Here is a 20618-nt window from a genome sequence, read left to right as displayed (position 1 = left end):
CGGCGTGTTCATTTGCCATTCAAGTAATTTCTTCAGTGAGACGCAATGACCAAGACCTCAGCTTTTCCGACCGCCAGCCCGCCGAGCCCCGAGAAACACCCCGTCTTCGACACGCACCACGGCATTACCCGCACAGATGACTATGCCTGGCTGAGGGCCGAGAACTGGCAGGCGATGTTCAGGGACCCTTCCCTGCTTGAGGGCCGCATCCGCGCCCATCTCGAAGCCGAAAACGCCTATCAAGCAGTGCTTATGGCCGATACGCTAGAGCTTCGGAAGCAGCTGTTCGGCGAGATGAAGGGGCGCATCAAGGAAGATGATTCGACGGTGCCGATGAAGGATGGCCCCTATGCTTACGGCTCATCCTTCAAGCTTGGCGGCGAACAGCCCCGCTATTTCCGCATGCCGCGCGATGGCGGCGATGAGCAGATCCTGCTCGATGGCGACGCGGAAGCCGAGGGCAAGCCCTATTTCCGCCTCGGCGGCGTCGACCATTCGGCCGATCACCGCAAGCTGTTGTGGGCGTTCGACGACAAGGGCTCTGAATTCTTCACACTTCGCGTGCGCGATCTCACCAGCGGCAAGGAACTGAGCGACCAGATCGAGGCCACCAGTGGTGGCGGCGTCTGGAATGCCGCCGATGACGGCTTCTTCTACACAAGGCTCGACGACAATCATCGCCCGTCCAAGGTGCTGTTCCACGCGCTCGGCGGCAGCCCCCTTAATGACCGGCTGATTTATGAGGAAACCGATCCCGGCTTCTTCATGGATGTCGGCGGCACGCGCTCCAACGAATGGATCATGATCGGGATCAACGATCACGAAACCTCGGAATATCACCTGATGCGCGCCGATGAGCCTTTCGCCGAGCCAAAGCTGGTGGCAAAGCGCGAGACTGGCCTGCAATATGATCTGGAAGAAGGCGGCGACATCTTCTTCGTCCTCACCAATGCCGACGGCGCCAAGGACTTCAAGATCATGACGGCGCCGGCTAATGACCCGGTTCGCGCCAATTGGGAAGAGCTGGTGGCGCACGAGCCAGGCCGGCTGATCCTGTCGGTGGTCGGCTTCAGGGATCATATGGTCAGGCTCGAGCGCAAGGAAGGGCTGCCGCGCATCGTCGTTCGCGATCGCCGCAGCGGCGAGGAGCATCTGATCTCGTTCGACGAAGAGGCGTTCTCGCTCGGCCTGTCGGGGTCCTATGAATACGACACCGAGATCATGCGCTTCACCTATTCGTCGATGACGACCCCGGCGCAGGTCTTCGACTACAATATGCGCAGCCGCGAGCGTGTGCTGCTGAAGACCCAGGAAGTGCCGTCCGGTCACAATCCGGATCATTATGTCACGCGCCGGTTGATGGCGCCGGCCGCCGATGGCGAACTGGTGCCGGTCTCGCTGCTGCACCACCGCGACACGCCGCTCGATGGCTCCGCACCGTGCCTGCTTTACGGCTACGGCTCTTACGGCATTGCCATTCCGGCGGCGTTCAACACCAACTGGTTCTCGCTGGTCGACCGTGGCTTTGTCTTTGCCATCGCCCATGTCCGCGGCGGCAAGGACAAGGGCTATGGCTGGTATGACGACGGCAAACGGGCGCACAAGATGAACACGTTCACCGATTTCATCGCCGTCGCGCAGCATCTCGTCGCCGAGCGTTACACCCATCACGACCGCATCGTCGCGCAAGGCGGCTCGGCCGGCGGCATGCTGATGGGTGCGATCGCCAACATGGCGCCGCAAAATTTCGGCGCCATCGTTGCCGAGGTTCCCTTTGTCGACGTGCTGACCACGATGCTCGACGCAAGCTTGCCGCTGACGCCGCCGGAGTGGCCGGAATGGGGCAACCCGATCGGGTCGGCGGAAGATTACAATACCATCGCCGCCTACTCGCCCTATGACAATGTTGCCGATCACGACTACCCGCCGATCCTGGCGCTGGCCGGCCTCACCGATCCGCGCGTCACCTATTGGGAGCCGGCCAAATGGGTGGCGCGGCTGCGCGAGCGCAAGAGCGGCGACAATCCGGTGCTGTTCAAGATCAACATGGATTCCGGCCATGCCGGCGCGTCGGGCCGGTTCTCCAGGCTGGAGGAGATCGCCTACACCTATTCCTTTGCGCTCAAGGTGACTGGCAAGGCCGAACCCGAGGTTACGGGCAAGCCCGAACCTGAGGTGACGGGCAAGGCTGAGAATGCAACGGAGGCGTCGCAATGATCGATCTATCCACCTTGACGGCTTACATAGCGGTTGTGCTTGGCTTTGTGTTTATTCCAGGCCCAGCCACGCTTTTGACGGTCGCGCGAGCGACGAGTTCCGGAACCAGGGTTGGCGTCGCGACGGGCGCGGGCGTCGCGGCTGGCGATGTGTTCCATACCATCATGGCGATGGTCGGCATTTCGGCGATCATCGCCACTTCGGCAACGCTGTTCAGCGTCGTAAAATACATCGGCGCGGCGTATCTCGTTTACCTCGGCATCCGCGCAATCATCGAGAGAATACCGGCCGACCCTACTGCCGGCGCACTCGCGATCTCCGCCAGCAAGGCGTTTCGTCAAGCTGTCCTGACCGAAGTGCTTAATCCAAAGACGGCGCTTTTCTTCCTCGCCTTCCTGCCCCAGTTCGTGCGGCCTGAAAACGGATCGGTGATGCTCCAGCTGATGACGCTGGGCATAATCTTTGTTCTGCTCGGCCTTTTCAGCACAGTCGTCTTTGCCGTGAGTGCGGGCCGGCTCGGCACGTTCCTGCGCCGCAATCCGTCGGTGGTGAAATGGCAAGGCAAGGTGGTTGGCGGCATCTACTGCGCGTTAGGCGTTCGTCTGGCCTTGCAGCAGCGCTGATGTCGAAGCGAAAAGCGCGCCCGTCGAGGCGCGCCGGTCGTCACTTTTTGAATTCCGGGCTGCTCATTTTCACTCGCATTTGCAATGGCTGCGCGCTACCCATGCGCGCCACCTTCCAGACCATGACATACGCAAAGGGGCCACTATGTTGCTCGTCGACACCTATCTCGAGAAATCACCGATCCAGGGCATCGGGGTTTTCGCCAGGAACCACATTGCCAAGGGCACGCTGGTCTGGAAGCTCGACCCCAGATTCGACCGGATCATCGACGTCGAGACCTATGAAGGCGAGAGCGGCCCGGTGAAGAACTATCTCGACCGTTATTCCTATCCAGACCGCCGGGATCCGAACTACATCGTCTTCGAAGCCGACGACGCCCGCTACATGAACCATGACGACGAACCGAATTGCGATGTCTCCTCGCCCGAGGAAACCTATGCCTTGCGCGACATCGCACCCGGCGAGGAACTGACCTGCAATTACAGCCATTTCTTCGAGACGGGCTTCGACTTCCTCGGCGATCGCCACCTGTAGATCGCCACCTGTAGCCGGGATCACTTGGCCGGCTTGCTGCGCACCGGGTAGCCGTTGGGATGCGGCGGCACCGCCTTGAGATAGGCGGCTATTGCCGCGCGATCTTCCGGCGGCAGTTCGGCCATGTTGCGCTGCACGTCGACCATGGCGCCGCCGACCGAATCGAAATCAGGGGTAAAACCGGTTTCGAGATAGTTGGCGATGTCGGCTTCCGACCAGTCACCGAGCCCGCCCTCGCCCGATGTGATGTTCGGCACGACGCCGCTGCCTTCGGCTGCCGACGCGCCAGCCAGCCACTGGCTCTTCCTAGTGGCGCCGGTGAAGTCGCGCGGCGTGTGGCATTCGCCGCAATGGCCGGGTCCCTCGACCAGATAGCGGCCGGCCAGTACCGGATCAGGCGTGCCATCGGCAAAGGCAATCACCGGCTCCTTGCTGAGATAGAGCCGCTTCCACAGGCCGAGGCCGCGACGGATGTTGAAGGGGAAACTCAGCGAATTGTCCGGCGCCTTGCCGGCCACCGCCGGCAGCGTCTTCAGGAACGCATAGAGATCGGCAATATCAGCCGGCTTCATGCGGGCGTAGGATGTGTAGGGGAAGGCCGGATAGAAATGCTCGCCCGACGGCGACACGCCCTTCAGCATGGCGTTGGCAAGGTCCTCGACCGTCCAGGCGCCGATGCCGTCCTTGGGATCCTGCGAGATGTTGGGCGGCACGAAGGTGCCGAACGGCGTCTTGAGCTCGAGGCCGCCGACCAGTTGCAAACGGCCGTCGCCTTGCGAGCCCGGCTTGGCGTGACAGGAGGTGCAGCCGCCGGCATTGAAAATGCGCTTCCCCCTGGCGGCGTCGCCGGGGCCGAGCTGCGCCAGGGTGCCAGTGTCGAGCTTGACCGGCGCCGACAGGAACCAGCCGGCGCCGGCACCGACGACGCCCAGGACAAGGGCGGCGCCGACAAATTTTTTCCACAAGGGCATTGCCCGGGATCAGCTCTTCTTCACCCGATAGGTCTTGTGGCAGGTGCCGCAATCACTGCCGAGCGTATCGATCTGCGCCTTCAGCGCATCGACATCGGCGGGTGCGGCGGCGACTGCGGCCTTGACGTCGGCGAGGTACTTGTCCTCGGTCGATTTGAAGCCCGCCATGTCTTCCCAGATTTTGGGCGAGGCGGTGGTATCACCGCTGTCGCTGCCGGCCGGGAACAGCGCGTCGACATCGAACTTCTCGGCATTGACTTGCAGCGCCTGCAGCGCCGTCAGCACGGCGGCGGCATCGAAGTCTGCCTCGCCCTTGGCGATTTTCGACAGGCCGCCGACAATCTTGCCGCGTTCCTTCATCAGTCCCTGTCGGTCGAGGATCGGGTCGGCAAAAGCCGCCGAGGCGGCGAGGCTGAGCATAGAGATGGCGATAACAAGCTTTCTCATTCAATTGGCTCCAGGATGATGAGGGGTCGCGACCTAACGTTAACGGAGGGCGGGCCGGGATTATTCCCTGTCCGCCGGCCGGATTCTGCCGAATTTTGTGTGCCTGCTGCTTCAGCTGAGAAAGAAAAGCCCCGGAGTACCGGGGCTTCTCTGGGTCGATCAGGCTTTCGCCTCTTCGTACATTTCAAGGACATGGTCCCAGTTGATGAGGCTGTCGACGAAGGCCTCGAGATATTTCGGCCGCGCGTTGCGGTAGTCGATGTAATAGGAATGTTCCCAGACATCGACGCCAAGGATCGGCGATGCGCCATGGACGAGCGGGTTCTCGCCGTTCGGCGTCTTGGATATCGCCAGCTTGCCGTCCTTGACCGAGACCCAGGCCCAGCCCGAACCGAACTGGGTGGTGCCGGCGGCGATGAAGTCGGCCTTGAACTTGTCGTAGCCGCCGAGGTCGGCGTCGAAAGCCTTCTGCAGGGCGCCCGGAAGCTTGTTGCCGCCGCCGCCCTTCTTCATCCACTTCCAGAAATGGATGTGGTTGTAGTGCTGGGCTGCGTTGTTGAAGAGGCCGGCATTCTTGCCGAACGACTGCTTGACCACCTCTTCGACCGACAGATCGCCAAGGCCCGCTTCGGCGGCCAGCTTGTTGCCGTTGTCGACATAGGCCTTGTGGTGCTTGTCGTGGTGATACTCCAGCGTCTCCTTCGACATGTAAGGCTGCAAGGCCTCGTAGTCGTAGGGCAAGGCGGGCAATTCAAAAGCCATCGGTCATACTCCTCATGGAAAAATCCGGTGCGGATACCGGATTAAGATAGGGCTGCATTGATCTGGAACAACTCCGGAATGAAGCGCCAATTGCCTTTTAGCGGCTCAACCGGCGGAAGTCGAATGCGCCCATTCCCAATAAAGGTCGCGCGCTTTCTTGGCCACCGGCCCGGGCTGCAGATCGCGGTCCTCGATGCGGGTGATCGGCACGACCTTGGAATGATTTCCGGTCGAAAAGATCTCATCGGCTTCGAGAAAGTCGCGCACCGACAGCATCTTCTCCGTGGTCTTGAAGCCGTAATCGCCAAGCAGCGTCATGGTGCGCGAGCGGGTGATGCCGGACAGGAAGGTGCCGTTGGGCGCCGGCGTCAACACGTGGCTGTCCTTGACCAGGAAGATGTTCGAGGTTCCGGTCTCGGCGACATTGCCCAGCATGTCCAGCACCAGCGCATTGTCGAAGCCGCGTCCCTTCGCTTCGAGGATGGCGCGGCCATTGTTGGGATAGAGGCAGCCGGCCTTGGCATTGGTCGGCATGGTCTCGATGGTCGGCCGCCGGAACGGCGACACGGTGATCGAAAAGCCGGTCGGCGAGATCATCGGCGATTCGTAGAGGCAGAGGCAGAAACGGGTCGAGGCCGGATCGGCCGGCACGCCCATGTAGCCGCCATGCTCGGCCCAGTACATCGGCCTGATGTAGACCGCTGTCTTGCCGTCGAACTTCTTCAGCCCGTCCCAGGTCAGTCCAACAATCTCATCGGCGCTCATCGACGGCGCGAGGCCGAGCGCGGTCGCCGATGCGTTCACCCTAGCGGCATGCAGCTCGAGATCGGGGGCGACGCCTTCGAACCAGCGGGCGCCGTCGAAGACGCTGGTGCCGAGCCACATGGCGTGGCTGCGCGGACCCAGAATGGCGACGTTGCCTTCGTACCAGTCGCCGTCGACGAAGGTCCATGTCGCCGATAGCGCCGCAGTCGCCAGTGTCATTGTTCGGTTCCGCTTCAAAGCTGCCTGTGCCAAGCATTGGAAGATGCTTTGACCGGCGCCGTCAACCGGCATGGAGCGGTTTTTGTTGAGGCCAGAGCGCCCCAAGAAAGCGATCAAGACTACAATCGATGCTTGCACCTTGCGCCGCCTGCCCTCAAAACTGTCGCCATGCATTACGCGGCTTACGTTTTCGACGCCTATGGCACGTTGTTCGACGTGCACGCCGCCGTGCGCCGTCACGACGGCGAGATCGGCCCCGACGGCCCGCTGCTTTCGGAAATCTGGCGCGCCAAGCAGCTGGAATATTCCTGGGTGCGCACGCTGATGGGCGGCTATGCCGATTTCTGGCAGCTCACCGAACAGGCGCTCGATTTCGCCCTGCGCAAGGTTCCCTCCGCCGACAAGGGACTGAAGGCCAAGCTGCTCGAAGCCTATTGGCGGCTCGACTGCTATCCGGAAGTGCCGGCCGTGCTGAAGGCACTGAAAGCATCCGGCGCCAAGCTCGCAATCCTGTCCAACGGCTCGCCCGAGATGCTGGAAGCGGCGGTCAAGTCGGCCGCCCTCGACCAGGTGCTGGACGATATCTTTTCGGTCGACGCCGTCAGGCGCTTCAAGACCGACCCGTCGACCTACGACATGGTGGCGACGGGCTGGCGGCTCTATCCGGGCGCCGTCTCGTTCCAGTCGTCCAACCGCTGGGACATCGCCGGCGCCACCAAATTCGGCTTTCGCACCGTCTGGATCAACCGCGCCAACCAGCCCGAGGAATACCGGGATTTCCCGCCGGCGCTGATCCTGCCGTCGCTTGAAGGCCTGCTGACCGGCGGCTGATCACTCTGTTGCCTTCGAGCAACAGTGGCAGGGCGGTCACAGCTTCGCCTTTGTTTGTCCACCCTCAGGCCAGAATCGGAACCGCCTATCGCGTCAGGCATTGGGGGAGGCCGACCACTGCGCCGCTTGAAGGCATTCACGCTTTCTTGCGATTCGAGACTTAAAAAAGGCAACCATGTTGAAGACCGAAATCGACCCCTATCGCCTGAGCCGTCGCGGCTTTCTGAATGCTGCAGCCCTTGGCGCCGCTTCGATTGCGGTCTCCGCCTGCACCACCACCGGACCGGCGCCGGCGCCGGTCGAACCGCCACCGCCGACCTATGACGAGCCGCCGCTCGGCGACTATGCGACGATGTACGGCCCGATTTCCGACAGCGGGTTCGAGCTCCCGGCCATCCCGATCAAGAAGATGGACCCGCAGTTCCTGCGCCAGATCGTTCCCGATCCGACCGGCCAGCGGCCAGGCACCATCATCGTCGATACGACCAACCATTTCCTGTATCTGGTGCGCGAAGGCGGCCAGGCGATCCGTTACGGCGTCGGCCTCGGCCGCGCCGGCTTCGAATGGTCGGGAGACGCCGTCGTCCAGTGGAAGCAGAAATGGCCGAAATGGACGCCGCCCGATGAGATGGTTGCCCGCCAGCCTGAACTGGAAGAATACAGCGCCAAGAACGGCGGCATGCCCGGCGGCCTCAAGAACCCGCTCGGCGCCCGCGCGCTCTACCTGTTCCACGACAACGTCGACACGCTCTACCGCCTGCATGGCTCGCCGGAATGGAACTCGATCGGCAAATCCGTCTCGTCAGGCTGCGTGCGCCTGATAAATCAGGACATCATCGACCTCTACGACCGCGTGCCGTCGAAGAGCCCGGTCATCGTGACGTCCGACATCGGCCAGCCGATGGCGGCGAGCGCAAACCGCAGAGCCATCCCGATCGATGGCGGGGTGCCGGATGGCTCGGTCCTGCTCGGCCCGGTGACCTGATCGACTTCATCGATGCCATGAAGCGGCAGGTTCCGCTCCATGCGGCAAAGCTCGCCAGGATCCCGATAGCTTTACGCGAATGCCTGGGGTTCGCATCCAAGATATGCAATGCCGGCAACAGGAGGCCAAAAAAGACATCCAGACGAACCATGGAGCCGCTGCAATCGGGGCGGCCATGCCCTGTCAATCTCGACGCTGCTGTGTTTCGTTACCGATTGATGTATATTAGACGGGAGTATGATTGCAGAGACATACATTTCATTAGATCATTGATGGCGGGGGAACGCCGATGGTGGGATTTGATTTCGATAGTCCGCCTGCCGACGGCGCCGAGGCCAACCTGTCGGCCGAATGCGAGCGCCAATTGCTGCCGCTCGTCCGCGGAATTGTCGAGGCGGCGGTTGCCGCCGGGTGGAGCCAGGAAGACGTTCTTCTGGCCATGGTCGAGCTGTCCTGGGATCTGTACGAGAAACGCCGAGGCGATCTTTAGCAGGCCTGCATGAGCCGAATAATTCCGTAGCGCCGGCCAAGCCAGGCCATGTTTTTCTCGCGCGAACTTTTTTCTTCACTTACAATGTTTTTTCTATCCGCGGGATGCGCTAGGCTGCCTTTGGGCAGGACTATGGGGGATACAAATTACCGTCCGGATTTCCGGGTTGGCTGTTTGCACGGCACGGAATTTCGATGGGCTGGCAAAGCGGCTGAGGCAAGGCTGAATGAAAAATGCGGGCGAGGTTCAGGAACGCAGCGCAGGCGCTGATCGGGTCGATCGGCACGCCCTCGACATAATCCCCGAAAATGCCGATCCCGGAAGAGCAACCATGCGGGGAGCGGGATACGCTCTCTCCGCAGCCCTGGATCCCAGACGTTCCTGGAGGGTCGCCATCGCCGAAGTCGCTTACCTCGCAGGATTTTCGGATCAAGGCCATTTGGCCACCGCCATGAAGAAGCACAAGGGAAAGAAGCCATGGCTCGGGCGATAACTGCTGCTGGATCGTCCGTGGCAATGACAGATAGTCGCCAGATCTGTCAATGGCCGCGCGACCTATATTCAGAATACAACGCTGGATTGTGATGGCACACGATGCACAATAACTAGGCACAAATGGTAAGATAAGATCGGAAAATGGTCAGGTAGCCTTGGCTAAAAATTCAACCCTGTAAATTTATAGTCAAAATCCTGGTAAAATTTTCATTTGAGCTCAAATTCTTCTTTCAATATAAAGCAGCATCTGTAGGATTCGAAGGAAACGCCCAGGAGCAAACGTGAATTCTGGGCGCCTCGATACAGCACAGGATTGGATTGATCGGCGCAGCAGTGGCAGAGACGAAGATGCAACATAGAGGCAACGTCCAGGAAAGCGCCGGGACAGAGCGGCGGCGCGCGGATCGTCGCATCTTCGACGGAATTCCGGAAAGCGCGGGGCGCTACCTGGTCACGTTTCGAGGCGGCGCGGCTCATGTCGTTCATGGGCCGGGATCACACACATTCAAAGCGGCGGAACATTTCGCTTCGGTTCTGCTTGCACCCTCACCAGGGATAGCGGCATCGCTGGGCAGCGACAAAGTCCACGAATACGACGGCGACGTCGGTATGATCATGATCGTCCCAGCCGACCTCGGCGGCAAGGTGACCCGGTCATCCACCACGGAAAGCGTAATCGTGGCGCTCACCCCCGAGAGTCTCTTCGAGCTGGCAACGCGTGAATTCGACACCGGCCATGCCGAGCTTCAGCCGCCGCCGTTCGGGACCGTCGACTTCCAGGCGCTGCAACTCGCGCAGTTGCTGAAGGCGGAACTGACGGATCGGGAAACTCCAAACGAGTTCTATGTCGATTCGTTGGTCACCATGTTCGGCGTCCATTTGCTTCGGAACTACGCAGGAGCGCGAAAGTTGCCACAAGCCCCAAAGGGCGGTCTGTCGAACCGCAGCGCCCGGCGGGTGCGGGAATTCCTGGAGGTAAATTTTTCCAGCAAGATCGCGGTGGCCGAGCTGGCCGCACTCTGTGGCCTTTCGCCGAGCCATTTCATCCTGGCATTCACCAAGACTTTTGGCGAGCCGCCGCACAAATATCTGCTGCGGCTGCGTCTCGATTTCGCCGAAAAACTTCTCATCGAGAGCGACCTGTCGATTGCGGAAGTCGCTCATCTCAGTGGATTCTCGGACCAGAGCCACTTGACGGTCACCATGTCCAGATACCGGAACAGAACCCCCAGGCAGGTGAAGCTGCAACGTTAACGACTGTTGCGGCGCGCATGATTGTCCGCGGCGATACCTCGATTGATCTTCAGTATAGTCGAAGGTTGTGTGGCAGAGCAGTCACAGTTGTCGCGCAGGGACCAAATACCGGATTTTCCTACAAAGATTCCGGATTATTCCAAAATACCTGCACCGCGAATGTGCTCATGGTCGCGATGGAAGTCATTTGGGGCGGGGGAGCAACCAGATGATACAGCATGTCGGATTGTCCCATGGACATTCAATTCGCGGAAATCGAGGTCTTCGCGCCTAAGGCCGAAGCGGCCTGGGCAGCACTGCAACGCCAATACGCCAGCCGGATCAGCGCTGCGGAACTCGACCATCTCCTGGCCTGTTTCGTGCTTGGACTGACCTCTCCGGCTTGTGGTGAAGGCGATCCGGGATTTCATTTCGATCTCTGCCGCGCGCTGGTGGCGGTAAGCCTGCCGCCGGAACGGACGGAGGCTGCACTGCATACGGTTCCAGAGCCGACGCAGCCATGGGTCGCGAGCGCCTATCAGCTGATTGAAAAACAAGGCGCGAAGGTCGGTCTCTCGTTGCGGGAGAAGACGCGCAATTTCGAAGATTTTTTGGCCACCGAGGCGAATGGTGCGGCACATCAGAGCGCCTCGGCAATTGCGAGGAAAAACTAGCATGACCAAACGCGTCGAGGGGCGGAGAAGGATCGAACTTTCTTCAAGCTTTGTCGGAAACTGGATCGCGGGCGCGGCCGACAGCCGCTCGGTGCGGCGCCGCCTGATGGCGGTGCTGCGCATGGCTCACCGGGTTCTTGGATTCGGTCGCAAGAATATGGGTCTGGGAACATTGAGAAGCGGCACCAGCGTGCGTTCGGCTCTGGCCTGTGGCGTGAGCCCGGCCAGCGTGCTCGGCGGCCTGGCCGCAATCGCCGCGCTCGGCCTCGCCACACCGGCCCAGGCACAATATCAGGCTGGCGGCGGTTCGGCGACCGGCGGCAACGCCGTCGCCATCGGTAACGGCGCCGCGACGAATGGCAATAACAGCGTGGCGTTGGGCAGTTCCAACAGTGCAACGGGCGACGGCACGATCGCCATCGGCTATGCGATGGGTGTCAATGGCCTCAATTCCATAGGCATAGGTGTCTTCGCAGGCGCAACCGGCGTCAATGCCCTCGCCGTGGGCGGGAACGCCAAGGCCAACGGGGACGCAGCAAGCGCTATTGGCGTCAATTCGGTTGCAACCACAAGCGCGGCCGCTTTTGGCAATAATGCGCGTGCCGACGGAGTCAACTCGACCGCGATCGGCCCTGTTACCCGGGCGACCGGATTGCGCGCCACCGCGCTCGGGTTCGGGGCAACGGCATCCGGCGTGGATTCGATTGCCCAAGGTAACAGCGCTGTCGCAAGCAACCAGAATGCCGTCGCCATTGGATTCCAGGCGACCGCGACCAGCATCAACTCCATCAACATTGGCGGGCGCACCCTCGCGGGATCAGGCGCGCTCTCGCAGGGCGCCATCGCCCTTGGTACGGATGTCACGGCAAATCAGCAAAACACCGTTGCCATAGGCGTCCTGACCAAAGCGACCGGAACGAGCGCAACGGCGATGGGCAACACCGCCAGTGCCTGGGGCAACCAGTCCATCGCATTCGGCGTCGGCGCACTGGCGGGTGTTCAGGCCAACACCGCACTGCCCAACAGCATCGCGATCGGCACGAATTCGGTCTCTTCCGGCGCTTCTGCCGTCGCGCTCGGCACCGCCGCGAAAGCATCTTCCGCCGATGCCGTTGCGATGGGAAGCAACGCCAGTGCGTCGACCCAATACGGCGTCGCAATCGGCCTGAATGCGGCAGCCTCCGGTACAGGCGGAGCGATGGCACTTGGCCAAGGTACGATCTCGAGCGGTGTCAATTCCGTTGCCCTCGGCGTCCAGGCCAGTGCCACCGGGGCAGGCGCCAATGCCTTGGGCACCTTGTCCGTTGCTTCGGGAGGCAATTCCACAGCCCTCGGCACCAGTTCCACGGCCAGCAACAACTATGCGACAGCCGCAGGCTGGGGATCTGTCGCCAGCGGCGCCGATTCCGCTGCCGTAGGACGTGAGGCCGTCGCGTCGGCGCTTGACGCAACGGCGATGGGGTACATATCCAAGGCCTCGGGCCAATACAGCACCGCCGTCGGCGCCAACGCAAACGCCACCGCCACGTCCAGCACGGCGATCGGCCAGAACGCGTTTGCAACCGGCGTTCAAGCATCCGCTTTCGGCGTAGGAGCGAATGCCGGCGCCCAGAATGCGGTTGCGCTGGGCGCCCTCTCCACCGCCAGCGCCACGAGCGCCATCGCCGTGGGCAACAACGCCAAGGCGGATTCGGCCGAAGCGGTCGCCATGGGCACCAATGCGGTGGCAACCGGCGGCAAGGCCGTCTCCATCGGTTCGGGCAACACGGCTTACGGCAACGGCGCGGTCTCCATCGGCGATCCGAGCTATGCCAGCGGCACCGGCGCCTTCACCGGCGGCGCCAACAACATCGCCAACAGCGACGGCACGGCAACCGCCACAGCCGCAAACCAGGCCGCAGGCGCGGTTGCCATCGGCAACAACAACAAGGCCGTCGGGCAAGGCTCCGTGGCGCTGGGCAATGGCTCGACGGCGGGTGCAGCCGGCCTTGCCGGCAATGTCGCGCTGGGCAACGGCGCGACGGCGACGGCAAGCTCCGGCGACGTAGCGCTCGGTTCGGGCTCGGTGACCGCGACGGCGGTCGGCACCAGCGGCGCGACGATCGGCGGCACGGCCTACAACTTCGCCGGCACGACGCCGACGAGCACCGTCAGCGTCGGCGCGCTCGGCGCGGAGCGGACCATCACCAATGTCGCGGCGGGCCGGCTCAGCAATTCGTCGACCGACGCCATCAATGGCTCGCAGCTCTTCGCCACCAACCAGCAGGTGACGCAGAACACGACGGCCATCGCCGCCAACACCGCCGACATCACCAATCTCGGCAACACGATCAACAGCATCAGCACCGGTGGCGGCATCAAGTATTTCCACGCCAATTCGACGGCGGCGGACTCGTCCGCAACGGGCACGGACTCCGTTGCTATCGGACCAGTCGCGACCGCGACGGGGACAAACGCCATCGCGGCCGGCACCAATTCGAGCGCCTCCGACGCCAACGCCTCGGCCTTCGGCAGCGGCGCCGTCGCATCGGCGCTTGACGCAACGGCGATGGGATACATCTCCAAGGCCTCGGGCCAATACAGCACCGCCGTCGGTGCCAACGCCAATGCCACAGCCACGTCCAGCACCGCGATCGGCCAGAACGCGTTTGCAACCGCCTTTCAAGCGACCGCTCTCGGCGTAGGAGCGAATGCCGGCGCCCAGAATGCAATCGCGCTGGGCGCCCTCGCCAACGCCAGCAACGCCGGCGACGTGGCGCTCGGCTCGGGCTCGGTAACCGCCGCGGCGGTCGGCACCGCCGGCACGACGATCGGCGGCGTCGCCTACAACTTCGCCGGCACGACGCCGGCAAGCACCGTCAGCGTCGGCGCGGTCGGCGCGGAACGCACCATCACCAATGTCGCGGCGGGCCGGCTCAGCAATTCGTCGACCGACGCGATCAACGGCTCGCAGCTCTTCGCCACCAACCAGCAGGTGACGCAGAATACGACCGACATCGCCGCCAACACCGCCGACATCACCAATCTCGGCAACACAATCAACAGCATCAGCACCGGCGGCGGCATCAAGTATTTCCATGCCAATTCGACGCTGGCGGATTCCCAGGCCCTGGGGACGGATTCCGTTGCGGTCGGCCCGAATGCCGTGGCCAACAATGCCGGCGACGTTGCGATCGGCGCGAATGCGGTGTCGACCGTGACCACGGCGGTCGGCGGCACCACGATCGGCGGCGTTGCCTACACCTTCGCCGGCGCGACGCCCGCGGGTGCATTCTCGGTCGGCTCGGTGGGCGCCGAACGCCAGATCCAGAACGTCGCGGCCGGGCAGTTGAGCAACTCCTCGACCGATGCGGTCAACGGCTCGCAGCTGTTTGCGACCAACCAGCAGGTGACGCAGAACACCACCGATATCGCCGCCAATACTGCTGACATCACCAATCTCGGCAATTCGATCAGCAATATTGCCGGCGACACCTCGCTGGCCTACACCGACGCCAATGGCGACGGCATCCGCTATGTGCGCACCAACGACAGGACGCTTGCCGTCGCGGACTCCTTCGCGCAAGGGATCGGCTCTTCCGCCCTGGGCTACCAGGCGACCGCGAGCGCCGACAATGCGCTGGCGCTCGGCCGCGACACCCAGGCCAGCGTCATCGGCGGCGTGGCGCTTGGCGCCGGCTCGGTTTCGGATCGGGCGGTCGCGCCCGTATCGGGATCGATCCTCTCCGGCACCGGCCTCATTCCCTACAACACCGCGGACATGAGCCTGCTCGGCGCCGTCTCGGTCGGCACCTCCACCTCCTATCGCCAGATCATCAACGTGGCCGACGGCACGCAGGACCAGGACGCGGTCACGCTTCGCCAGTTGAAGGGCGCGCTGAGCTCGTTCGCGGTGACGGGGAGCCTGTACTTCCATGCCAATTCGACGGCAGCGGATTCGCTCGCGGTCGGCGTCGATTCGGTTGCGGTCGGTCCGCGCACCACCGTCAATGGCGACAATGGCATCGGCATCGGCAACGGCGCCATCGTGCAGCAGACGGCGCCGGGAGGCATCGCGATCGGCCAGAATTCGACGGTCAACCAGGCCGACAGCATCGCCCTCGGCACCAACGCGACCACCAACGGAGCGCAGGCGGTGGCGCTCGGCGCCGGCGCAAAGGCCAACGAGCCGGGCAGCGTCGCGCTCGGCGCGGGCTCGACGACGGCGGCGGCGGTCGCCACCACCGGCACCACGATCAACGGCGTTGCCTATACCTTCGCCGGAACAGCTCCGACCAGCACGGTCAGCGTCGGCACCGTCGGCAACGAGCGCACCGTCACCAATGTCGCGGCGGGCCGGATCAGCGGCACCTCCACCGACGCCATCAACGGCAGCCAGCTCTTCGCCACCAACCAGGCGGTCGAAGCCATGCAGGGTAGCGTCGGCGACCTGAATCAGTTCGCCGTCCAGTACGACAAGGACGGGAACGGCAACAAGTCCAACTCGATTACCCTTGCCGGCGGCGACCCGAACACGCCGGTGGTCATCCACAATGTCGGGCCGGGCGTTGCCAACACCGATGCGGTCAATGTTCAGCAGTTCAACAGCGGGTTAGCACTCAACCTAGACAATTCGAAGAACTACACCAACCAGGTGGCGGCCACCACGCTGCAGCAAGCCAATGCGTATGCGGACTCCAAACTCAGCCAGCTCAACATGGACATGGGAGAGGTCAGGGGCGAGGCGCGCCAGGCTGCGGCAATCGGCTTGGCGGCCGGCTCGCTGCGCTACGACGATCGTCCCGGCAAGCTGAGCGTGGCCGCCGGCGGAGGCTATTGGCGCGGTGAAGGCGCCCTGGCCTTCGGCGCCGGCTACACCAGCGAGGAAGGACGTGTTCGAGCGAACCTGTCCGGTACGACGGCAGGCGGACACTGGGGTGTCGGCGCGGGCGTCAGCCTTACGCTGAACTAGAGCCCGGCCATGATCAGGCAGGCAGTCCTTGCTGTCGCGATATCCATGACGTCAATGCTCCTGTCCGGCCCGTTAGCGGCCGGGCAGGAAGCAATCCCTTCCGGCTACAGGGTAAAACCTTCCGACGTAGCGATCCCTGCGGATGCGAAGCTTGGCGAATATCAACGGACCACCCGTCCGTTCGAGAACTGGACGCTGATCTGCGACGAGAACCTGAAGGCGCGCCAAAAGGTCTGCAATGTCACCCAGATCATCGAGGACCAGGCAGGACAGGTTGCGTTCAGCTGGTCGCTTGCCGCCACCAAGGAAGGCAACCCCTACATGATCTTGCGCGCCCCGCCGATCGCCAAGAGCGACGCTCCTGTCTCGCTGACATTCGAGGGGCGCAAGGAGCCGATAAAAATTCAACTCGACGGATGCAATCAGGCCGTCTGCGTCGGCATGCTGCCGGTTGGTCCGATCATGCGCGAACAGATTTCGAAGGCCGCGGCATCCGTCATCTCCTTCCCGACCACGGATGGCAGGACGATCAACGTAACCGCGACCCTCAAGGGCTTGGCCGCGGCCGTTGCGGCGATCAATTGACGAGGCAATCGCGATGAACCAGCAATCGATCCATGACCGGATAATGTCCCGCAACCAGGGAAAGGATGCTGTCCGGGTCGGCATCGAAGACCGGAGCAGACCGCAACGAAACCGCGCGAGGACCGCTGTCTTCTCGTTGCTCGCCATTGCCGTCGTCGCCACGGCCGGCTTCGCGGCCATGCGCTACGACCTGCTCCACAATTTACTGCCGCAGCCGGCGGTCGCGGAGACCAACCAGCCCAATCCGGCCCTGGCCGAGACGCCATTTCTGCAACACGCCAAAGAGGCAGGCTTGCAGTCTTGTTCCAACATTTTCCCAGCCCTTGGGCAGATGCTGACGACCGGCACGACGTACAGCGTCCAGTCGATCTGGAACAACGAGGCCCCCGACAAACACCTCGTGGAAGCCTTGGTCGGCATGAACTACGCTACACAGGGCTACAGCGGCCCGGCGGCAGGTCTGGTGTTCGCGGCACCCACCGCATCCGTTTGCGAAGGTACGATGGTCAGGGTGGCGCCATTCGCGGCCAATTGCGCCGATGTTCCGGCCCTGCTTCCGAAAGACAGCAAGCTCGCCAACAATCTTGGACAAATCAGCGTCTATGAACTGGCCAATGGAGGGGGCAACGCGATGCTGCTGCCAACCGGCAACAGCTGCGTCGTCATTTCCGTGGCCTCGGCAGCAGGTAAACACGGAGGCGTACAATGAGGGTGAATTCCGCCATTGCGGCGATCGGCATGCTGTTGCTTTGCGCCGGGCGGCTGGGCGCGGCGGACCTAGCCCCGGCGGCGGACGTGCCCGAGCCGCCGGCCCAGGAGGAGAGAGGCATCTGGGCGGCGATCGCCTATTCGAGCCCCGACGAGAAGCACGGCTTCTTTTGGGGCGCCGACAAGCGGCAGGAGGCGATGGACATCGCGCTGAAGCATTGCCAGAACGCCGGCGGCGGCAGCTGCGCCGTGGTCAGCGTATTCCGCAATCATCGCCATTGGGACGATGACGACAATACCGGCTTTCCCTACAAGCATTGCGGCGCCCTCGCCGTAGGCGAGAAGCCGGAAGGGCGGCTGACCAGTTGGGGCGCCGAGACGGCGCAAACACGCCGGGATGCCGAAGACCTGACACTGCAGGCGTGCGAGCGGAACGGACAAAAATGCAAGATCCGCGAGTGGGTGTGCACATGACGCATCAGAGCGAAGCAGCGGAACGCCAATCGAGGCGCATGTTTGCACTCAGCGTAGCGCCGTGCTCAAGCGGGGTCAGCCCTTTGCCGTGATGCGCATCGACGGTATGCGACACCGGCTCGAAGCAGAAGAAATCGGCATCCTGCGACGGCGAATAGAGGATGAAGACGTCGAGCAATGGCGAGGCGGTGAGCGAGATGGCGATCCTGTCCTCGGGCCGGGTGATCCTGGCGCGGCGGTCCCAGCCGTCGAAGGCGTTGTTGACCCAGCTTCGCGGCAACAGGGAGGCGTTCGAGAAATTCCACGCGGGGTAATCGGCCACCGGCGCCACGCCGACCGGCAGATGATGCTTGTCCTCCAGCCAGACCCGCGCCGCCTTCGCCTCGAGCGTCGTTCCGGCGCTGCGCGGGAACCACGGATGAAAGCCGAGCCCGTAAGGCAGGCGAATGCCGGTGCGATTCTCCACCGTGAGCGTGGCATCCAAGGCCCCGTCATGCAGCGCATAGGCGACCCGCGCCGTATATCGGTAGGGGCCGATTTCACCGGCGTCGAGGACCAGTTCTGCCTCGGTGGCGCTGTGGCTGGCAATCCGCCACTCCCTCTGGAAGCCGTCGCCATGGATTGGAAAGGCCTCCCCCGGCACGTTCGGCTCGATCGCATGGAAGCGGCCGTCGAAGGCGAAACCGCCGCCTGAGATGCGGTTCGACCAGGGAACCAGAAGCTGGCAGCCGGAGGCGCCGGTGCCATCGTCGGGGCGGAGCAGCGGCACCGTTGCGCCGCAGACCAGTGCATCGAAGCGGGCGATCGCCGCGCCCTTTTGCGGCGCCAGGACCAGACGGGCGCGGTCGTCGCGCAGTTCCAGGAGGCCGGCCATCCCTTACCAACCGCCGTCGATGGCGATGTTCTGGCCGCTGATCATGTCCGAGGTGGGCTGGCCGACACTTTTACCGCCCCCTGGACAGGCTGCCCAGAATCCCGCGCACGATCGCGCGGCCGACCGACGAGCCGACCGAGCGCACGACAGCTTTGATCGCGGCTTCGGCCACCGTCTGGCGGTTGGACGGCCGTGGTGCAGGGGCCCGGCGACCGCCTGATTGCTGCGGCGGCGGATCGTCATTGCCGAAGCCCGGAATGGTCCAGCGCGAGCGGCCAGTGTCGGCCTGCTGCGCCTGCTCGTCCTGCGCATCCCTGGCTTTCTTCTGCAGCATCTCGAAGGCCGATTCGCGGTCGATGGTCTGGTCGTACTGGCCGGCGACCGGGCTCTGGTCGATCAGCTTGCGGCGCTCGTCCGCCGTGATCGGGCCAAGCCTGGACGACGGCGGCCGGATCAATGTCCGCTGCACCATGGACGGCACGCCCTTGACCTCCAGCGTCGAGACCAGCGCCTCGCCGGTGCCGAGCTGGGTGATGGCGGTGGCGCAGTCGAAATCGGGATTGGGCCGGAAGGTGTCGGCGGCGGTCTTGACCGCCTGCTGCTCACGCGGCGTATAGGCGCGCAGCGCGTGCTGCACACGGTTGCCGAGCTGGGCGAGAACCTTTTCAGGGATATCCAAGGGGTTCTGCGTAACGAAATAGACGCCGACGCCCTTGGAGCGGATCAAGCGAACCACCTGCTCAACGCGGTCGATCAGCACCTTCGGCGCCTCGTCGAAAAGCAGATGCGCCTCGTCGAAGAAGAACACCAGCTTCGGCCTGTCGGGATCGCCGACCTCGGGCAATTCCTCGAACAGCTCCGACATCAGCCAGAGCAGGAAGGTGGCGTAGAGCCTGGGGTTCATCATCAATCTGTCGGCGGCAAGCACGCTGATGGCGCCACGACCGTCGCGAGTGGTGCGCATGATGTCGGCGATGCGCAAAGCCGGTTCGCCGAAGAAATGCGCCGCGCCCTGCTGTTCCAGCACCAGAAGCGTGCGCTGGATTGCGCCGACCGACGGCTTGGTGACATTGCCGTAGCGCGAGCTGATCTCGTCGGCGCGCGCTGCGATGTTGGCCAGCAGTGCTTGCAGATCCTTCATGTCGAGCAGCAGCAGGCCATCCTCATCGGCGATGCGGAAGGCGATGTTCATGATGCCTTCCTGCGCTTCGGAGAGGTTCATCAGCCGCGACAGAAGCAGCGGCCCCATTTCCGAGACGGTGGCGCGGATCGGATGGCCCTGCTCGCCGAACAGGTCCCAGAAGATGACCGGGAATTCCTGGAAGTCGTAAGGGTCGAGCTTGACCTGCTCGGCCCGCTTGACCAGGAAATCCTGCGCCTTGCCCATCATGGCAATGCCGGACAGGTCGCCCTTGATATCGGCGCAGAACACAGGCACGCCGGCATTGGAAAACCCCTCGGCCAGGATCTGCAGGCTGACTGTCTTGCCGGTGCCGGTGGCGCCGGTGATCAGGCCATGGCGGTTCCCATATTGCAGCAAGAGCTGTTCGGCGCGCTGATAGCTGTCGTCGGGCTTGCGGCTGGCGCCGAGGAAAATGCTGGTGTCGTCAGCCATATGACCATGTCTCCGCAAACTGATGTGTTAAAAGCCTGTGGCCGTGCCGCAGGGTATAGTCAGGCCATTGCGCAGCGACAATGCTATTCTCCAATTGGGCTATCCATCCAGTTGGCTATTCATCCAGATTGGGCCAATCGTCTAAATTGAACCAATCCTCCAAA

18 protein-coding genes are annotated in these 20618 nt (G+C 62.9%); 12 read left to right on the top strand and 6 right to left on the bottom strand.

Annotated features, from left to right (window positions below):
- Nucleotides 1–45 precede the first annotated feature (45 nt).
- The 3 genes from NKI64_RS13735 to NKI64_RS13725 all read left to right on the top strand — a co-directional run bounded on the left by NKI64_RS13735 (nucleotide 46) and on the right by NKI64_RS13725 (nucleotide 3375).
- Nucleotides 46–2217 carry a S9 family peptidase gene (locus NKI64_RS13735; protein ID WP_023819207.1) on the top strand — a complete coding sequence of 724 codons (2172 nt, stop codon included), beginning with the start codon at nucleotides 46–48 and terminating at the stop codon, nucleotides 2215–2217.
- A complete protein-coding gene (locus tag NKI64_RS13730; RefSeq protein WP_023692796.1) occupies nucleotides 2214–2840 on the top strand; it encodes a LysE family translocator in 627 nt (208 codons plus the stop codon). Before NKI64_RS13735 ends, NKI64_RS13730 begins: the two co-directional genes overlap by 4 nt.
- Before the next feature lie 145 nt (nucleotides 2841–2985).
- Complete coding sequence (locus tag NKI64_RS13725) at nucleotides 2986–3375, top strand: SET domain-containing protein (protein ID WP_023673684.1); 390 nt, start codon at nucleotides 2986–2988, stop codon at nucleotides 3373–3375.
- A gap of 20 nt (nucleotides 3376–3395) precedes the next feature.
- Here NKI64_RS13725 and NKI64_RS13720 read toward each other — a convergent pair whose 3' ends face one another.
- From NKI64_RS13720 to NKI64_RS13705, 4 genes are all read right to left on the bottom strand, one after another.
- On the bottom strand, nucleotides 3396–4346 hold the full coding sequence (locus tag NKI64_RS13720) for a cytochrome c (RefSeq protein WP_023752753.1): 951 nt from the start codon (nucleotides 4344–4346) through the stop codon (nucleotides 3396–3398).
- A gap of 9 nt (nucleotides 4347–4355) precedes the next feature.
- Entirely contained in the window at nucleotides 4356–4793 is a 438-nt protein-coding gene (locus NKI64_RS13715; protein WP_023687226.1) for a c-type cytochrome, read from the bottom strand.
- A 159-nt stretch (nucleotides 4794–4952) separates the two neighbouring features.
- Nucleotides 4953–5555, bottom strand: coding sequence for a superoxide dismutase (locus tag NKI64_RS13710; protein WP_023673687.1), 603 nt, complete (start codon nucleotides 5553–5555; stop codon nucleotides 4953–4955).
- A gap of 105 nt (nucleotides 5556–5660) precedes the next feature.
- On the bottom strand, nucleotides 5661–6539 hold the full coding sequence (locus NKI64_RS13705) for a branched-chain amino acid aminotransferase (protein WP_023673688.1): 879 nt from the start codon (nucleotides 6537–6539) through the stop codon (nucleotides 5661–5663).
- Nucleotides 6540–6707: 168 nt separating this feature from the next.
- On the opposite strand from NKI64_RS13705, the gene NKI64_RS13700 reads away from it, so the two are divergent.
- The 9 genes from NKI64_RS13700 (at nucleotide 6708) to NKI64_RS13660 (ending at nucleotide 17965) form a co-directional block, all read left to right on the top strand.
- The gene (locus NKI64_RS13700; protein WP_023743721.1) at nucleotides 6708–7370 is read left to right on the top strand and encodes a haloacid dehalogenase type II; all 663 of its coding nucleotides are present in this window, start codon (nucleotides 6708–6710) and stop codon (nucleotides 7368–7370) included.
- A 175-nt stretch (nucleotides 7371–7545) separates the two neighbouring features.
- Nucleotides 7546–8355 (top strand): L,D-transpeptidase, encoded by an 810-nt coding sequence (locus tag NKI64_RS13695; protein WP_023692792.1) that lies wholly within the window; start codon nucleotides 7546–7548, stop codon nucleotides 8353–8355.
- 289 nt (nucleotides 8356–8644) lie between these two features.
- The gene (locus NKI64_RS13690) at nucleotides 8645–8845 is read left to right on the top strand and encodes a hypothetical protein (RefSeq protein ID WP_023684556.1); all 201 of its coding nucleotides are present in this window, start codon (nucleotides 8645–8647) and stop codon (nucleotides 8843–8845) included.
- Nucleotides 8846–9658: 813 nt separating this feature from the next.
- A complete protein-coding gene (locus NKI64_RS13685) occupies nucleotides 9659–10594 on the top strand; it encodes a helix-turn-helix domain-containing protein (RefSeq protein ID WP_023756384.1) in 936 nt (311 codons plus the stop codon).
- A 233-nt stretch (nucleotides 10595–10827) separates the two neighbouring features.
- On the top strand, nucleotides 10828–11247 hold the full coding sequence (locus tag NKI64_RS13680; RefSeq protein WP_023687221.1) for a hypothetical protein: 420 nt from the start codon (nucleotides 10828–10830) through the stop codon (nucleotides 11245–11247).
- Nucleotide 11248: 1 nt separating this feature from the next.
- Nucleotides 11249–16198, top strand: a complete 4950-nt coding sequence (locus NKI64_RS13675) for a YadA-like family protein (protein ID WP_352668397.1) — start codon at nucleotides 11249–11251, stop codon at nucleotides 16196–16198.
- 9 nt (nucleotides 16199–16207) lie between these two features.
- Nucleotides 16208–16783, top strand: a complete 576-nt coding sequence (locus NKI64_RS13670; protein WP_023670757.1) for an invasion associated locus B family protein — start codon at nucleotides 16208–16210, stop codon at nucleotides 16781–16783.
- A gap of 13 nt (nucleotides 16784–16796) precedes the next feature.
- Nucleotides 16797–17492, top strand: coding sequence for a hypothetical protein (locus tag NKI64_RS13665; protein ID WP_023805727.1), 696 nt, complete (start codon nucleotides 16797–16799; stop codon nucleotides 17490–17492).
- On the top strand, nucleotides 17489–17965 hold the full coding sequence (locus NKI64_RS13660) for a DUF4189 domain-containing protein (protein ID WP_023687219.1): 477 nt from the start codon (nucleotides 17489–17491) through the stop codon (nucleotides 17963–17965). The genes NKI64_RS13665 and NKI64_RS13660 overlap by 4 nt, the downstream gene beginning before the upstream one ends.
- Nucleotides 17966–17969: 4 nt before the next feature.
- Here NKI64_RS13660 and NKI64_RS13655 read toward each other — a convergent pair whose 3' ends face one another.
- Both NKI64_RS13655 and NKI64_RS13650 read right to left on the bottom strand, forming a co-directional pair.
- Complete coding sequence (locus NKI64_RS13655) at nucleotides 17970–18839, bottom strand: aldose 1-epimerase (RefSeq protein WP_023705454.1); 870 nt, start codon at nucleotides 18837–18839, stop codon at nucleotides 17970–17972.
- A gap of 70 nt (nucleotides 18840–18909) precedes the next feature.
- Entirely contained in the window at nucleotides 18910–20454 is a 1545-nt protein-coding gene (locus NKI64_RS13650) for a helicase HerA-like C-terminal domain-containing protein (protein ID WP_023705455.1), read from the bottom strand.
- Nucleotides 20455–20618 lie beyond the last annotated feature (164 nt).

Source organism: Mesorhizobium sp. M0478 (genome assembly GCF_040321305.1).
In the GTDB taxonomy this organism is placed as follows: domain Bacteria; phylum Pseudomonadota; class Alphaproteobacteria; order Rhizobiales; family Rhizobiaceae; genus Mesorhizobium.
The sequence above is the reverse complement of the archived record's forward strand: the minus strand, read 5'-3'. Positions and strand labels throughout refer to the sequence as shown.

What these genes read in the sequence shown, in the direction of transcription:
- NKI64_RS13735 (WP_023819207.1), top strand. Translation starts at nt 46, where the DNA reads ATGACCAAGACCTCAGCTTTTCCGACCGCCAGCCCGCCGAGCCCCGAG.
- NKI64_RS13730 (WP_023692796.1), top strand. Translation starts at nt 2,214, where the DNA reads ATGATCGATCTATCCACCTTGACGGCTTACATAGCGGTTGTGCTTGGC.
- NKI64_RS13725 (WP_023673684.1), top strand. Translation starts at nt 2,986, where the DNA reads ATGTTGCTCGTCGACACCTATCTCGAGAAATCACCGATCCAGGGCATC.
- NKI64_RS13720 (WP_023752753.1), bottom strand. Translation starts at nt 4,346, where the DNA reads ATGCCCTTGTGGAAAAAATTTGTCGGCGCCGCCCTTGTCCTGGGCGTC.
- NKI64_RS13715 (WP_023687226.1), bottom strand. Translation starts at nt 4,793, where the DNA reads ATGAGAAAGCTTGTTATCGCCATCTCTATGCTCAGCCTCGCCGCCTCG.
- NKI64_RS13710 (WP_023673687.1), bottom strand. Translation starts at nt 5,555, where the DNA reads ATGGCTTTTGAATTGCCCGCCTTGCCCTACGACTACGAGGCCTTGCAG.
- NKI64_RS13705 (WP_023673688.1), bottom strand. Translation starts at nt 6,539, where the DNA reads ATGACACTGGCGACTGCGGCGCTATCGGCGACATGGACCTTCGTCGAC.
- NKI64_RS13700 (WP_023743721.1), top strand. Translation starts at nt 6,708, where the DNA reads ATGCATTACGCGGCTTACGTTTTCGACGCCTATGGCACGTTGTTCGAC.
- NKI64_RS13695 (WP_023692792.1), top strand. Translation starts at nt 7,546, where the DNA reads ATGTTGAAGACCGAAATCGACCCCTATCGCCTGAGCCGTCGCGGCTTT.
- NKI64_RS13690 (WP_023684556.1), top strand. Translation starts at nt 8,645, where the DNA reads ATGGTGGGATTTGATTTCGATAGTCCGCCTGCCGACGGCGCCGAGGCC.
- NKI64_RS13680 (WP_023687221.1), top strand. Translation starts at nt 10,828, where the DNA reads ATGGACATTCAATTCGCGGAAATCGAGGTCTTCGCGCCTAAGGCCGAA.
- NKI64_RS13675 (WP_352668397.1), top strand. Translation starts at nt 11,249, where the DNA reads ATGACCAAACGCGTCGAGGGGCGGAGAAGGATCGAACTTTCTTCAAGC.
- NKI64_RS13670 (WP_023670757.1), top strand. Translation starts at nt 16,208, where the DNA reads ATGATCAGGCAGGCAGTCCTTGCTGTCGCGATATCCATGACGTCAATG.
- NKI64_RS13665 (WP_023805727.1), top strand. Translation starts at nt 16,797, where the DNA reads ATGAACCAGCAATCGATCCATGACCGGATAATGTCCCGCAACCAGGGA.
- NKI64_RS13660 (WP_023687219.1), top strand. Translation starts at nt 17,489, where the DNA reads ATGAGGGTGAATTCCGCCATTGCGGCGATCGGCATGCTGTTGCTTTGC.
- NKI64_RS13655 (WP_023705454.1), bottom strand. Translation starts at nt 18,839, where the DNA reads ATGGCCGGCCTCCTGGAACTGCGCGACGACCGCGCCCGTCTGGTCCTG.
- NKI64_RS13650 (WP_023705455.1), bottom strand. Translation starts at nt 20,454, where the DNA reads ATGGCTGACGACACCAGCATTTTCCTCGGCGCCAGCCGCAAGCCCGAC.